This is a genomic window from Ruegeria lacuscaerulensis (genome assembly GCF_013033355.1).
Classification (GTDB): domain Bacteria; phylum Pseudomonadota; class Alphaproteobacteria; order Rhodobacterales; family Rhodobacteraceae; genus Ruegeria; species Ruegeria lacuscaerulensis_A.
In genome coordinates this window covers 16,754-31,723 of sequence record NZ_WQDY01000017.1, presented here as the reverse complement: position 1 = coordinate 31,723, position 14,970 = coordinate 16,754, and the positions used below count along the sequence as shown (strand labels likewise).

At 55.9% G+C, this 14,970-nt stretch carries 9 protein-coding genes; 2 read left to right on the top strand and 7 right to left on the bottom strand.

Annotated features, from left to right (window positions below; translation table 11 throughout):
• Window positions 1-39: 39 nt before the first annotated feature.
• The 3 genes from GOW48_RS20960 to GOW48_RS22530 all read right to left on the bottom strand — a co-directional run bounded on the left by GOW48_RS20960 (window position 40) and on the right by GOW48_RS22530 (window position 9,893).
• On the bottom strand, window positions 40-288 hold the full coding sequence (locus GOW48_RS20960; RefSeq protein ID WP_170756032.1) for a hypothetical protein: 249 nt from the start codon (window positions 286-288) through the stop codon (window positions 40-42).
• A gap of 65 nt (window positions 289-353) precedes the next feature.
• On the bottom strand, window positions 354-9,236 hold the full coding sequence (locus GOW48_RS20955; protein ID WP_170756031.1) for a beta strand repeat-containing protein: 8,883 nt from the start codon (window positions 9,234-9,236) through the stop codon (window positions 354-356).
• A 78-nt stretch (window positions 9,237-9,314) separates the two neighbouring features.
• On the bottom strand, window positions 9,315-9,893 hold the full coding sequence (locus tag GOW48_RS22530; protein WP_170756030.1) for a toxin-activating lysine-acyltransferase: 579 nt from the start codon (window positions 9,891-9,893) through the stop codon (window positions 9,315-9,317).
• A gap of 466 nt (window positions 9,894-10,359) precedes the next feature.
• Here GOW48_RS22530 and GOW48_RS20945 point away from each other — a divergent pair, with 466 nt between their 5' ends.
• The gene (locus GOW48_RS20945) at window positions 10,360-11,241 is read left to right on the top strand and encodes a LysR family transcriptional regulator (protein WP_170756029.1); all 882 of its coding nucleotides are present in this window, start codon (window positions 10,360-10,362) and stop codon (window positions 11,239-11,241) included.
• Between the two features lie 59 nt (window positions 11,242-11,300).
• Here the strand turns inward: GOW48_RS20945 and queF are convergent, their stop codons facing one another.
• From queF to queC, 4 genes are read right to left on the bottom strand one after another with little or no spacing between them, the layout of a single operon-like run.
• The gene (gene queF / locus GOW48_RS20940) at window positions 11,301-11,762 is read right to left on the bottom strand and encodes a preQ(1) synthase (protein WP_170756028.1); all 462 of its coding nucleotides are present in this window, start codon (window positions 11,760-11,762) and stop codon (window positions 11,301-11,303) included.
• A 20-nt stretch (window positions 11,763-11,782) separates the two neighbouring features.
• Complete coding sequence (gene queE, locus GOW48_RS20935; protein WP_170756027.1) at window positions 11,783-12,493, bottom strand: 7-carboxy-7-deazaguanine synthase QueE; 711 nt, start codon at window positions 12,491-12,493, stop codon at window positions 11,783-11,785.
• Window positions 12,490-12,843, bottom strand: a complete 354-nt coding sequence (queD, locus tag GOW48_RS20930) for a 6-carboxytetrahydropterin synthase QueD (RefSeq protein ID WP_170756026.1) — start codon at window positions 12,841-12,843, stop codon at window positions 12,490-12,492. Before queD ends, queE begins: the two co-directional genes overlap by 4 nt.
• Window positions 12,843-13,544: a 7-cyano-7-deazaguanine synthase QueC gene (gene queC / locus GOW48_RS20925; RefSeq protein WP_170756025.1), complete on the bottom strand. Its 702-nt coding sequence runs from the start codon at window positions 13,542-13,544 to the stop codon at window positions 12,843-12,845. Before queC ends, queD begins: the two co-directional genes overlap by 1 nt.
• Window positions 13,545-13,864: 320 nt before the next feature.
• Here queC and dctP point away from each other — a divergent pair, with 320 nt between their 5' ends.
• Complete coding sequence (gene dctP / locus GOW48_RS20920; RefSeq protein WP_170356225.1) at window positions 13,865-14,965, top strand: TRAP transporter substrate-binding protein DctP; 1,101 nt, start codon at window positions 13,865-13,867, stop codon at window positions 14,963-14,965.
• Window positions 14,966-14,970: the final 5 nt, after the last annotated feature.

Here is a 14,970-nt window from a genome sequence, read left to right as displayed (position 1 = left end):
GAGCCCTTTGCCCGCAAACCTTTGAAAATCCAACTCCGCCTAGGCATCGGTTTCGGACGTTTTTTCCACGTGTTTGTAGATTTCTTTCTCTTCAAGCACCTTGATCATGGTTGAAATCTGCGCATGGCATTGCAAAAGCGCATGAAGCGACATGTTGATCATCAGGGTATTTTCGCTTGCCGGAGCTTCCCCCTCGGTCGCGGATTTTTTCAGACACCCACAAGTGACACGTACTACTCCGTTGATCGTCGAGATATCCGTGATGCCATCAATATAAGCGTGTTGCATTTAACGCTCCTTACGCAGAGGGATGTTAGTGGCCCGGCGCAGGACAACGCGCCGAGCCGGGAGGATCAGACAAAGACCAGATTGTCGCTACTCAGGATCGACAGATCGTCGTATATTGACGAAACTTCCTGGAAAGCACCGTTTTCGATACTGCGTGTTGCGGAAGTGTTACTGGCTGCAAGATCGGCCACGCCTTCACTGAGATACGCGATCGTTGCATCAACTCCGGACTGGATTGCGGCAACGACATCAAACTCGGTGAACGGGTCTTGCGCATCAGTCGAGCTTGAAATGAGCTGCCCGAACGTGATCTCTGAGGTGCTGTCGTGATCCACGACGCGGATTATGTCCTCACTGCCGAACTGGTTGATCTGCACCTGACCCAGCGAGGCCCCGTCAACCACAACGTCAATCGTGTCATCCGCATCCGAGAAGACAAGGTTGTCGGTAGTGATATCGGTGGTATCCCCGTTGGCAGTACGGAAGATCAGCACATCGACAAAAGCATCGTTGCTGAGAACCGATGCCGTGGACCCCGAGGCATCTCCTAGCACACCGTTTTCGACGTCGTCGAAATAGGTGCCGAATGCTGCGTCATCGCCGTTGGACAATTGCGACAGACCTTCGGCGGTTGTCCCCGTCAGAGCAGATGCGCTGTCCTGCAGGTTGGTCTGGATCTGATCGCTGACCGCAAAGCGCCCGCTGCCCAGCGTATAGATATATTGGTCCGCGCCGCTGCCACCAAAGGCCACCGAGTTGCCAAAGCCGGCCACGAACACATCGCTATCCGCGCCGCCGTTCAGTACCGAGTTTTCGACAAAGCTGAAGACCCCGCCCAACGCGGCTGAGCCGCTGACTTCGAAGGATTCCAGCACTGTATCCAGGGCGCCAACCACATTTGCCAGCGCTTCCGACACAACCGAAATCCCCGCGTTGAACAGGAAGTCCAACGTCCCGGTCCCGAAGTTCAGGAAGACATCCTGATCGTCGCCACCATCCAGGTATCCGTTGCCGATACCAAGGAACACATCGTTCCCAGCACCCCCAAGGCTGGCATAGCGCGCGCCTACATTGATGATGGTGTCATCCCCTAGACCACCGGTTGTCAGGCTGGCCACACCTATGGTGATGCCGATATCATCACCCGAGCCCAACGAGGTCAGGTTTCGCGATCCAGTGCTTACCACAAGATCATCGTCCCCGCCAGCCAGTACCGTGTTATAGAGACCAGCAACAAAGATGCTGTCATTGCCTCCGTTGCCTTCGATCTTGTTGCGGCCACCCAAGGCAAAGATGATGTCATCGCCATTTGAGTCAGACTGTTTGTCGCCGGAGATTTCGGTTTTGACCCCCAGCACCAGCGCCACATCGCTGCCGCGCGCCAGATTGACAGTATTCTCCTGGCCAATACTGACCACGATATCGTTGCCACCACCGGAGTCGATGTCGTTTTTCACCCCGACACTCAGGACGGTATCATTTCCGCCTCCGGTGCGGACTTTGTTTTCCGCCCCGATTCCGATGGCCACGTCTATGCCGTCATTCAGATCATTGCCATTGTTGGACGAGTCGATGTCGTTCTTCTTACCGATGGCGATCAGAATGTTGTCGTCGGTCACGCCAGGTGTGGGATCAGTGCCGCCGCGGACGGTGTTGGATTCCCCGATGGCAAAGACAATGTCGTTGCCCGCACCGCCATTCAGGCTGTTGGTCTTGCCTACGGCCAGCAAGATATCCGCACCGGCGCCTGCGTTGACAAAGTTGCGCTCGGTCCCGAACACGGCGGCGGCGTCATTGCCCGCGCCCAGATAGACACTGTTGGCTTTGCCAAGAACCAACGCCGCGTCGTCGCCTCCGCCGGTGTAGACACGGTTTTCGCGCCCACCGACCACTACAATGTCACCTTCGCCTCCATCCGCATCGGTTTGCAGGAAGTTGTAGGTTTGGTTAAAGCTGCCGAACCGTTGCGCCCAGTTGACGCCTGCAACTGTGGGCAAGGCCAGTTCCGGGATCTTGAAGGTTTGCGCACCAAGCGTCACCGCATCGCGGCTGGCGAAGTCGTCCAGATCAAAATCGGGTATCTCCAGATACTCGGCCGGAATGTCGAATTCGGGTATCGACAGACCAAAGAACTCGCGTCCTCCCAAAATGGTGTCGATATCCGACAGGCCTGACAGATCTGCTCCGCCGATGGCAAAAGAGGGCACCGAGATTTCAGGCAGCGTAAAGGTTGGCAGGCTGATTGTCGTGGGTGCAGCGGTTTCTGGCGCGGCTTCGGCAGGATTGACCTGAACGTCAAACTCTTCCTCGGTCTGTAGTGCCTGATACCCGCCATTGGCACTGCCCGTGATCGAAGGCGAATTTGCCAGATCGGTACCGGTAAAGAAGGTGTTGTTGCCCCCGCTTGCAGGCCCGACATCGCCGCGCTGTTCGGTGTAGGCTTGGAATTCCGCATTGCCGCTGTTGGGGCTGAGGCGAATTCCGTTGGACGAGTTGAAGATGCCCGCCTTCCCGTCCGCGCTTTCGACGCCGACAAGGTCTTTGTAGACATTGCTGATTTCGGCGTAAGCGTTGGGGTTAAAGTCGATATCCAGCGTGAAGTCGAAATCCAACCCGTCATCGCGGAACCCGAAATCTGACACATCGGGCAGCGACAAGCTGGGCAGAGCCTGCCCGGCGACCGTCAGGTCGGGGATTGTCAGGTTCGGCAGGCTGATTTCTGGCAGGCCATAGGCGCCCAACTCACCATATTGGTAATCAGGCCGGCTGCGCAGTTCCGGAATATCGGGAATATCCAGACTGATCTGCGGCGTGCTGAACCCCGGGATGTAGACATCCGGCACCCCTTCTGTCGAGAATTCGAGATCAGGAAACAGCACCGAAGCCGACCCCGATACCGCAATACCGGCTGTTAAGCTGGCTCCGATATCCTTGTCTTCGTATTTGGTGCTTACACCCGTGGCATTGGCCGTGTTGGTGGTAGAGCTGGTTGGTGTTTCCTGCGCAGTTTTTTCCGGCAGGCCTTTAGCTTTTCGATCAGCCGCATCCGCTGCGGCCTTGTCGGCCTCTTTCTTGTCTTTGACGCGCTTTTGGTAATCGGCGATCTCTTGCGGGTCGATCGTGATTTCGTTGTCGGTCACAACAAAGTTGGTCTGACCAAAGGCAATCACAACGTCCGAGCCACTGCCTGAAGCCACAAGGTTGAACTTGCCAAAGGCCGCAACGGTATCATCACCGCTGGCTGTCAGCACGAAATTGTCCTTGCCCGCAGTCAGAACGGTATCGTCCCCGGCTTCGGTCAAAAGGATATTGTATTGGCCGACTGAGACGACAACGTCATCTCCGGTGCCTGAAAGGGCAAAGTTGCGCTGGCCTGCGATGGTGACAAAATCGTCATCGGCACCGGACAGAACCACATTGGCCTGACCCGCGGCAATGATCGTGTCTTCGCCTGCCGCAGTCGAGATCGCGTTGTATCGGCCACCGGCATAAACCGTGTCGCTGTGCGATCCGGTGAAAACCACGTTGCTGTAGCCCAGCGTGATTACATCGTTGTTGCCATTACCCAGCAACGAGACGTTGTTGCCGCCCAGGATCAGCGCCTGATCGTTGTCATCGCCACCCAGCACATAGTTGGTGACACCGGCCACCGCGATGCTGTTTGTGCCGCTGGCTGCGTTGACAAAGTTGAAGTTGCCAAGTGCAAAGATCGTGTCCTCGCCGTCGCCGCCCAGAACGATATTGCTCTGGCCAATGGTCAGCACGTTATTGGTGCCGCTGCCCAAGAACAGGAAGTTCGAGCTGCCGGTGATCACGATGTCATCGGTATCCCCTGCATTGCCGCCGCCCACGATCAGGTTTTGCCCCAGCGCCAGACCAGTCACGGTATTGTCGCCGGTGCCCAGCAGCAGGATGTTGTTTCCACCGATCAGGTCGATCTCATCATCGCCGCTGCCGCCCCAATAGGCGTTGAGCGAGCCGACAAGCTGCGCATCGTTGTTGCCATTACCGGCCACCACAAGGTTGGCATTGCCGATCGCGGTGATGTCGTCATCGCCTTCTCCAGCCTGCACAAGGTTGTGCCCGCCATAAGCCTTGATCTGGTTGTTGCCATTGCCCGCGATGACCACGTTGGCCAGGTTGGTCACGCTGGCCAGCGCGTTGATCAGAATGGACCCGGCCTGATCTTCTCCAAAGGCCGTGCCATCCGACGTACCGAACAGGCTGCCGACCAGCCCGCTATCGTCGCTGGCGGCAGCGGCATCCACTGCAACAAGCGCTGCCAGGTTCAACAGGCTTCCCGCAACGATGCGGTCACTGCCGCTGCCGCTAACCACAAGGTTACCAACGCCGTAAGCCTGAATGTCATTGCCGGGCTCATCGGCTGCAGGCTGCGCACCGTCAACGAAACGCTCGACGCGCACATCATCGATCAGCCCGCCCAGATGGGTGCTGTCAGTTGTGCGCAACTCCAGCCGCGAGCTGTCACCGACCGCGCCCGAGACTTCGAATGTATAGGTCCGCCAATCCGTGTGCGCCTCGGAAATCACTCCGACCTGTACGCCGTCCCACCAGACCTCGATCGCGTTATCCGCACCGTTTGCGCCATCCCGGCCTCGGAAATTTAGCGAAATCTGGTAGGTCTCGCCCGAGCTGGTGTCGACATCCTGATAAACGCCCGAGCCAAATCCGCCGTTGACTGCACCGCCAGCAAGTTCAAGAGCAAACTCTCCGTCGGCAGCAGCACCCAGACCAATTGTACTGGTTTTCAGGAACTCAGGCGTGCCAAAGGACGAGGACCAGCCATAGGGCAGAGACAGTCCGAAATTGGCATCGCCGTAATTGCCGAATTCGAAACTGCCATTGGTGATCAGATTGTCACCCGCGCCCGGATTGCTCAGGCCAGCGGTCAGGTTTGCGTTCAGCTCGCCGGTCTCGACGACGCGCACATCGTCGATCAGCCCGCCCAGATGAGTGCTGTCATTTGCGCGCAGTTCCAGCCGCGACGTATCCCCGGCCGCGCCGTTCACGTCGAACGTGTAAGTCCGCCAGTCCGAATGCGCCTCGGAGATCACTCCGACCTTTGCGCCGTCCCACCAGACCTCGATGGCGTTGTCTGCCCCATTTGCACCATCCCGTCCCCGGAAATTCAGCGAGACCTGATAGGTGCTGCCCGAATTGGTGTCGACATCCTGGTAAATGCCCGAACCAAAGCCACCGTCGACCGCACCGCCGGCCAGTTCGATGATATAGTCGCCGTCGGCGGCATCTCCGTACCCTGCATTTGCCAGTTTAATGAACTCGGGTGTGCCGAAGGACGATGTCCAGCCGTCTGGCAGGCCAAGACCGAAATTGGCATCGCCATAGTTACCTTGTTCAAAACTGCCGTTGGTCAGAAGGTTACCGTCGGTTGCTTGCGAATTCACAACAACCCGTACGTTGTCAATGGCTCCGCCCAACAGGTCGGATGTTCCCGCCGCCCGGAATTCAAGACGTGATGTATCCTCCCCAGTGACCCGGAAAGTGTAGTCGCGCCAATCAGTGTGGGTATCTGCAACCGTCCCAACCAGTTGCCCGGCCCACCAAACCTCAATCGAGTTGCTTTCCGCAGACACCGTTGTCGTTCCGCGATAGCTGATGGTGATATCATATTCGAGACCAGCCCGCGTGTTTATGTCCTGGTAAATTCCTGAATTCTCGGTTCCGTCCAATTCCAGAATGTGGTCGCCATGGCCAGATGCGCTGTGGCCAAACTGGTTAATGCTGTCATTGATCAAGTTGGTGTTGTGGACTTCGAGTCGCCCAAAGGACTGTGTCCAGCCCGTCGGCACATAGAACGAAATGGCGGTATCTGCCTGCGTGCCCAGCTCGAACGACCCGTTCTGAACGATGTTTTCCGACAGGTCCTGCACGTTTTCAGCGGCGGTTGCGTTGAAATCCGCATCCAAAACGCCGTCACCGATGTCTCGGGTGCCCAGGATTTCATTCACGCGCACGTTGTCAACGGCTCCGCCCAGCAGATCCGAGTTGCCTGCTGCGCGCAGTTCCAGCCGCGAGGTGTCGGCGCCAGTGACCGCAAAGGAATAGTCGCGCCAATCGGTATGGGTTGAGGCGATCTCGCCAACCTTTTCGCCATCCCACCAGACTTCGATCGTGTTGCTTTCCACCGACACGGTGGTCGTCCCGCGATAGCTGAGCGTGATCTCGTAGGTTGCCCCGCCGCGGGTGTCGATATCCTGGTACACACCCGAGTTCCGCGTGCCGTCCAGTTCCAGAATGTGCCGTCCGCTGCCCGAAGCTGAGAACCCATACGGGCTGACCTGATCGTTAAAGATCGAAGTGTCGTGAATTTCCAACTGGCCGAAGGATTGCGTCCAACCTTCAGGGACGCGGAAAGAGATACCGGTTCCGATATCGGTGCCAAGCTCGAACGAGCCGTTCTCGACCAGATTTGCGCCGCGATCCGAATTGGTGACCGCCTGCGCGCGAGTGTTCAGGCTGGAATCTCCGTTGCCCGCGAGGATGATGTTCAGACCCCCTGCGGCGAAGATGTTGTTTTCACCATCCCCTACCGCGATGATGTTGAGGCCACCGCCGGCGACGACTTCGTTGTCTCCATCCCCAAGGAAAACGGCATTGGCGCCGCCAAAGGCGTCTACATCGTTGTTGCCGTGGCCCGACAGAACCACGTTTGCGCCGCCATAAGCGTCGATCACGTTGTTGCCGTAGCCTGCTTGTACGACGTTCAGGCCACCCGCGACCTCGACCTGATTGTGGCCATGCCCGGCATGGACCACGTTGACTCCGCCATAGGCGGTGACAATGTCATTGCCATCACCGCTGTCAATTTCTTGTCCGCCTACGCCCAAGGACCAGATACGGTCATTGCCTGACCCGGTTTCCGCCGAAAAGCCAAAGCCCTTTGCGGTGATGATATTGTCACCGTTGCCCGCGTTCAGATCCGCGCCCAAAGCGTTGACTACGAATGTGTCGTCGCCATCGCCTACCGTGATGTTGCCACCAACTGCATTCAGTTCGACAACGTTGTTCCCCCCGCCCAGGTTCAGCAAGCCAACAGCAGCCCCAACAAACGCGGTGTCGTCGCCATCGCCCGCAGTCAGGCTTGCGCCCGCGGCTTGAACGTCAAAGAGGTTGTTCCCATGACCTGCATCGATCGAGGCTCCGACCACCCGCGCAAGGATCGTGTCGTCGCCAGACCCGACTCGGATAGATCCTCCGATGGCGTGCAACTCGATCGTATTGTTGCCCTCACCCAAATCCAGAACACCAACAGCGGCACCAACATAAGCGCTGTCATTCCCGCTGCCTGCAGTCAGGTTTGCCCCCAACGCGCGCACGTCGAAATGGTTGTTGCCCTCACCGGCGTCAATGCCGACACCCACAGCGTTCACATAGATTCTGTCGTTGCCCCCACCAACGGTGATATCGCCCGCAAACCCGTTGAAATGGATCGAGTTATCCCCTTCGCCAGCATTCAGGCGGACACCCGCTGCGTTGACGTGAACCGTATCATTGCCGCTGCCCACCGATATATCCCCGGCAAAGCCGTTGAAACGAATGGTGTTGTTGCCTTCGCCCGCGTTGATCGCAGCACCTGCCGCGTTGACGTTGATTGTGTCGTCGCCGGACCCAACCGTGACCGAGCCAACCCCCACGTTGAAATTCACTGTGTTGTGACCATCGCCAAGGCTGGCGTAACCGATGGCGGCATCAACTGTCAGCGTGTCATTTCCCGACCCGGCAACAACGCCCACACCGACCCCACTGGCGGTAATCGTGTTGTTGCCGCTGCCTGCATCAATATAGGCATCCGCTCCACGGGCAATGATCGTGTCGTCGCCTGCCCCTGCATAGACATTGATCTTAAACGCTCCGGTCGAGTCGATATAGTCGTTCCCGCCATGCGTGTAGATATAAGATCCACCAGCCCCTGCAATGACAGTATCATCGGTATTGCCATAGGTGTTGACTGTCGCCTCGAACCCGCCCGCAGTGGTGATGTGGTTCGTTCCGGTACCGCCATGCACGGTGATATCGGCGCTGAACTCGGCTGTCGAGTGAATACGGGTGGTGTTGCGTCCGACCAAATGCAGCGCCACGTCATCCACATCGGTCAATGTGATGTTGTTTTCGCCATAGCCGTGGGAGTTGATGTCAATATCGGTGGCGTTGTTGACACTGATGGTGTTGAACCCGCCGCGAATATCCAAGTCTAGGTCAAAGATATCGTCTACGTTCAGGGTGTTGCTGCCGCCGTAGATATCAACGTCAGAATTTGCAAACGAGATCCCGTTCTCAGCGACGTTATATAGATTCAAGGTGTTGTTGCCGCCGCGAATATCAACAGTCACAAACTCTACATCGTTAAGGTAAACATAGTTGTCACCGCCCGAGATATAGAGGCGTTCGATATCGAAGGCGTCGATGATGGTAATCGTCTGTCCACCCCCATAGGCATCCAGCCATACATCATCAACGTCGTAAGCATATAGAGAGTTATTGTTGCCCCAAAGGTCGACATCGATATTCCAGAAGTCGACAATACTGATATTGTTGTTCCCATTGGCGCCATTGTCATGAAACCACAGCTCCAGGTTGAAGCCGTCCACAAGGTTAACGTCAGACCCCGATGTCCACAGCTCGATATTGGCGTCGGCCTGCGAGATATTATCTTCACGAATACGGCTGATATCAATGTCCAGGTTGTTGCCCCGGGCGTCAAAATTGTAAATGTATTCAACATCATCCAGATAGATGATGTTGTTGTCACCATGGATGATCAGGTTCTCGATGTCGAAAGTGTTGGTGATCCTGATGGTGCTGTTGCTGCCGTAGTGTTCAACATAAATATCGCCCACGTCGTCGATATGCGCGTAGCGGCCGTTGTCGTAGGTCGTGCTGTAGAATGACTCGTAGGAAGAACCCATTATACCGTATCCCTTTTCTTAACGCTCTGGACGGGTGAGCAGCATCACCGCAGCCAGGCCGTGTCCGTGGTGTGTTGTTTAGTTTCGAATGATGTGGAACTTGGCGACGCGGATATCGCGCCCTTGATTTTTAACTCTGTGCGCCAAAACAAACTGAACGTCGGGAAACGTGTCGCGCACGAAGTCATGCATCACCCGAGTCATTTTTCGAGTACCCCCATAAGGCGCTGCGAATTCCATAAACCAAAGGTTACTGCCCGAATTCCAATCCTCAGGCCGCAGCTCAAACGGCCCCTGGTGCCTCATTTTTTCGCTCAACTCATCGGACAACCAGGCGTAACTCAGAATGCCAAATGGCTTTCCATTCCGATCCTTAAAAATACGACCTTGACCAATGCTCATCGGAAAGAGGAAACGTTCACCCAAGTGCCGAAGGGGCATCCGTGCGTAGTGGGGCGAACGGGACAATACCAAGCAAATCTCTCCAATTTGCTGGCATTTAAATCTCTCGTTCTCGCCGTATTTTCCCGCCGCATTCGAATTGGAACCGCTAATTAAAGACGGTCCTTCATTTGAAGAATAAGCAGTTATTTCACCATCTCTGTGCTGGTTCATATTCTGCATAACCGTCATCTTCTTCTCCACCCAGGTGACCACATATGCTCTCCACAACTTTGTGAAAGAAAAGTGGCGTAGATTTTAGGCAAGACTTTACGAAGCAACTGCAGCAGTCAAATTCGAAAGTTGAATGAGGTATTGAAAAAACTTTAACCCAGCCCCAGACATCAAAAACTTTGCTTGTCTTTGCTTTCCGGCTCGGAGGAGTTGCAGTCTAACTGTATGATAAGTTTATGTTTATAATTATTTTGAATTTTTTTTCGATTGCACGTGAATATATATTGGTTCTCGCGTGTTTATTTATTTGCGCAAAGTAGTTTGATCTGTTTTAGGGCTATATTGACCGCTTCCTTGAAAAGAAAAAAGGATCATTTTTTTTGGAACTATATTAGCGTAATTGGGATGGAGAAAGACATGAACACAATACCGCATAGTTTTACTCATAATATCAAAATGTTTTTTTGATTCGTCTTTTTAGATCACATCCCTATCAGGAAATAAAAAGATGCCAATATCGACTGACCTCGTAAAAGCGTTTGTGACCTTGTGTCAGGTGAAGTCATATTCAGAAACCGCAAAGATGCTCCGACGGTCTCAGCCTACGATCAGCAATCGGATTCGCTTGCTGGAAAATCAAGTTGGATTTGCACTGTTCAAGGATAAGACACCGCACTCGGGGCTGACCGCGCAGGCCGAGCTGTTGTATCAACGATGCCTTTCGATCCAGAATGAGTTGGATCAGATCTCGGTTCTGACGCAAACCCAAGTCGGGAAAGTCATCCGGATCGGTGTGTCCGCCAGCCTGGAAAACTTGTGCTCGAGCTCAGCGATCGCAAGCCTCGGTTTGGGCCGGGCTGACACGACACTTTCAATCTCGACAGATGACACGGAAAACCTGCTGGCTTCCGTGGAAAAGGGCAATTTGGATGCGTGCTATGTTTGCAATCGTGAGGTGCCCAGCCCGCTGACCCAAAAAAGTTGGCCATTTGACGTTCGCTGGGTCGCGGCCAAGTCTGTCGATGTAGATGACCTTCTGGCGCGTCCCATTGTCCCTATCGTTGGTTGGCACGAACAATGGCAGCCGGCGCAGATTTTCTCGGCGTATTTCGAAAAATCATCATACAGGTTTCGGCCGATCTACCAGACTCAAAACCTGAGCAACTATCTGAATGCGGTGCAAGCTGGCGTTGGGTTGGGGTATGTAGGGGATATCTTTCTTCACAATCTACCTGTGGCCAGTGACCTGCACTACATTGACGATAGGCTCAAACCTTTCGGTCAATTCTATATTCATCGCCTAAACCAGGCTGAGCCTGCGGCAAATCTGCGTCGAGTTCTAAGCATTATTGACAGCCATCTGGATCGTCTAGCCACAACCACGCTGTGAATTCTCAGGAGTACAAGCGCCACGGAGCGCTTGGGTATTCCGTGGCGCGTGTCTGGCAACTAGCCGCGTCCGCGATAAGGAGGCACGCCTTGATCGGGAATCCAGACATGGTTTGGAGTGGCTCCGGTCTGCCAGAATACGTCAATGGGGATGCCGCCGCGCGGATACCAGTACCCACCAATCCGCAGCCAGCGCGGGTTCAGAAAATCAACCAAACGACGTGCGATGGATACTGTGCAGTCTTCATGAAACGCACCGTGATTGCGGAACGAGCCCAGAAACAGCTTCAACGATTTTGATTCAACCAGCCAATCACCGGGCACATAGTCGATCACCAAGTGCGCGAAATCCGGCTGCCCCGTCATCGGACACAGCGAGGTAAACTCGGGCGCAGTGAACCGCACGCAATAGTCGATATCGGCCTGCGGGTTCTGTACCCGTTCCAGTTCTGCCGCCTCGGGCGAGGTAGGCAGTTCGGTTTTCCCGCCCAATTGGGTCAGATCGCTGTAGATGGTTTCCATTGTCTTCTCCAGATGGGGTTTCAGACCCCGCGTTTGTTGCCCCACAAAAGGACATGCAGTTGCGGCAGCACCCGAGGGGTGAACCAGCCATCTGCGGTGACTTTATCGACCAGCCACAACAGCCGGTCCGACAGGATTTGCGGATCGACAGGCTGAGTGGGGTCGACCGTCTCATTGCCCGGCTGTAGATACAGTGGCAGCGCCGGATAGCAATCCGCCGCGGCACGGGCCCAAGCGTAGTCACGTTCGTCAAAGATCACGATTTTCATCACTGTTTTGGGGCCGTTTCCAGCAGCCAACAAGCAGGCGTCGAACGCAGCCCAATCTACCGTCTCCCCGCTGGAGGGCGGTTTGGGACTAAGAACCAGCGTATCCAGTTCGCTGAACCACGGTTTTGCGATGGAGCCCTGCGTCTCGCAGGCGAACCGATAACCCTCTGTCCGTCCCAACGCGATCAGAGGGGCAAAGTCCTGAATGGCCGGGTTGCCACCCGACAGCGACACGGTCAAAGGCCGCCCGCCCGACAGGTCGCGCACCCGGCTCCAGACCGCATTCGTGGTCATCGCCGCCCAGTCATGGCGATAGGCAGTATCAACCGCGTGCAGGCTGTCGCACCAACTGCATCGGTAATCGCATCCGCCGGTACGCACGAATACAGTTGGTTCACCGATCAGCGCGCCTTCGCCCTGAATCGTGGGGCCGAAAATCTCGGCAATGCGCAGGCGATTCATGGGCGATACTCGGCCCATGTTTTCGGCGTTTCACTGACCCGAACGGCGGCGGTTTCCGGCCAACGTGCAGCACACCAGTCATAGAAATGACGCGCCATGTTTTCAGCCGTGGTCAGGATATTCATCACATCATTCAGGTGGCGATGATCAAACGTCTCATCGATATAGGTCTTGAGCGGCTTCAGCTCGCCATAGTCTCGGACAAACCCGTCGGCGTTCAGGTCCTTGGCAGCCAGTTCAACCTCGACGATGTAATTGTGACCGTGCATCCGCGCGCATTGGTGATCGTCGGGCAGATGGCTCAGCTGGTGCGAGGCAGAAAAGTGGAATTCCTTGGTAATCCGGTACATCAGACGCTTTCCTTTTCAGCCGTGGCTGCCACCCAGAAATCGGGATCGGCATAGGTTGTCGGGTCAGTAATACCGGCCAGATGGAACGCCTCGCGCCGCTCGACACAGGTACCGCAGCGCCCGCAGTGATTGTCGCCACCCTTGTAACAGGACCATGTCTGCGCAAAGGGGGTATTCACCCGCGCGCCCTCGGTCACGATGTCGGCCTTGCTGCGATGGACGAACGGCGTGAACAGCGAGACATCGGCATAGCCGTCCAGCGCCAGTTTCTGCATCGCTTCAAAAGCCTCGGTGAAAGCGGGGCGACAATCGGGATAGATAAAGTGATCCCCACCGTGCACTGCAGTGGCCACGGCATCCGCCCCACGGGCGGCGGCGGCACCGAATGCAACGGTCAGCATGATGGCATTGCGGTTGGGCACCACGGTCACTTTCATGCTGTCTTCGGCATAGTGCCCGTCAGGCACATCCACATCATCGGTCAGCGCCGAACCGGTCAGAACCGCCCCAACGGGGCGCAGGTCGATGATGTCATGGGGAACGCCAAGGCGCAGCGCGCAAAGCGCAGCATAGTCCAGCTCTTTGCGGTGACGCTGGCCGTAGTCGAAAGAGATCAGGCCCGCCAATTCGTGATCCTGCGCAATCATATGCGCCAAAGATACCGAATCCAGCCCGCCCGAGCAGATTACGATCGTTTTCATATTTTGAACCCTTGTTTTGTTACCCGGGTAGGCTGCGACCGGGATGTGCCCTGTTATACAGGGGCCTTAGACTTGGCAAGCGGCAACGAAACACCCAATCCACACTGTCGCACACGTTTTCGGCATAGCTATTGGTCGCGTCGTCTACGCCGGGCGGAATGCCCGAATGTAATCGATAGCAAAGCCCTCAGTTCTTCACACAACAGTGAGCAAAGTGCTAATTGGAAAAAAAATATTACCAATTTCTGGGTCACAGGTTATGCTATCCTCGCATCGACATGGCCTGACACGTGCATGGCGATGATCAATGGGAGGAAGAAATGACCAAAAAGCTAATCACGCGCCGCAGCGCGTTTAGAACTATTGCAGGTGCAAGTGCGGCCACGCTGGCGGCCCCTCATATCGCGACCGCAGCGGGTGAAACCACCACCTGGAAGATACAGACATCCTGGCCCGGGGGCATCGGGTTACAGACGTTCAAAGACTGGTGCGCTACGATCGAAGAAAAAACCGGCGGTGAGCTGGCCTTCCAGGCCTTTGGCGCCAATGACGTGGTTGGGGATTTCCAACTGGCCGACGCGGTGAAGAACGGTGTGCTGGACGCTATCAACCCGTTCACCATCTACTATCAGGGCATCATCCCTGCCGCTGTTTTCCTCAGCTCATACCCGCTGGGGCTGCGTCAGCCGCATGAATACGACACGTTCTATTATGGTCTGGGCGGCATCGACATCGCGCGCGAGCTGCTGGGCCGTCAGGGTCTGCACTTTGTGGGGCCGGTGCATCACGGGCCGAACATCATCCACTCGAAGGTTCCGATCCGCTCGGTTGACGACTTCGCGGGCCGCAAGATGCGCCTGCCAGGCGGTATGGTTGCCGAGGTTTTCTCGGAACTGGGTGCTGAGACAACCGTTCTACCGGGCTCGGAAATCTTCCCGGCGCTGGAAAAGGGCACTATCGACGTGGCCGACTTTGTGGGCCCCGCCGTGAACCACGCCTTGGGCTTCAGCCAGGTGACGGACTATATCGTCATGGGCCCTCCGGGCTTTATGTCAGTTTATCAGCCGGTCGACATCATGGACATCACCGTGGGCAAGGCCGCGTGGGACAAGCTGAGCCCACAGATGCAGGAATTCGTGGAAATGGAAACCCACGTCTATTCGGATTTGCACCACGCCGCCATTCAGGCCGCCGACCAGGAAGCTTGGAAAAAATTCGAAGCGGAAGGCACCGAGATCACTCGCCTGTCGCAGGACGATGTCGAGCTGATGACCGAGGTCGCCGTGCCGATCTGGTTCAAATATGCCAACCGCGACAAAGATGCGGCGCGGGTCTTCAAGATCCAACTTGACTACATGATGTCGGGTTCCTTGGGCTATGTGACGCCTGAAATGATCGAAGGCTATACGCTGGACCTGTAGTCCGC

Excerpts from the sequence above, each read along its gene's own strand:
- queD (WP_170756026.1), bottom strand. The coding sequence starts at position 12,843 with ATGTACCGGATTACCAAGGAATTCCACTTTTCTGCCTCGCACCAGCTG.
- queC (WP_170756025.1), bottom strand. The coding sequence starts at position 13,544 with ATGAAAACGATCGTAATCTGCTCGGGCGGGCTGGATTCGGTATCTTTG.
- GOW48_RS20955 (WP_170756031.1), bottom strand. The coding sequence starts at position 9,236 with ATGGGTTCTTCCTACGAGTCATTCTACAGCACGACCTACGACAACGGC.
- queF (WP_170756028.1), bottom strand. The coding sequence starts at position 11,762 with ATGGAAACCATCTACAGCGATCTGACCCAATTGGGCGGGAAAACCGAA.
- GOW48_RS20945 (WP_170756029.1), top strand. The coding sequence starts at position 10,360 with ATGCCAATATCGACTGACCTCGTAAAAGCGTTTGTGACCTTGTGTCAG.
- queE (WP_170756027.1), bottom strand. The coding sequence starts at position 12,493 with ATGAATCGCCTGCGCATTGCCGAGATTTTCGGCCCCACGATTCAGGGC.
- GOW48_RS20960 (WP_170756032.1), bottom strand. The coding sequence starts at position 288 with ATGCAACACGCTTATATTGATGGCATCACGGATATCTCGACGATCAAC.
- dctP (WP_170356225.1), top strand. The coding sequence starts at position 13,865 with ATGACCAAAAAGCTAATCACGCGCCGCAGCGCGTTTAGAACTATTGCA.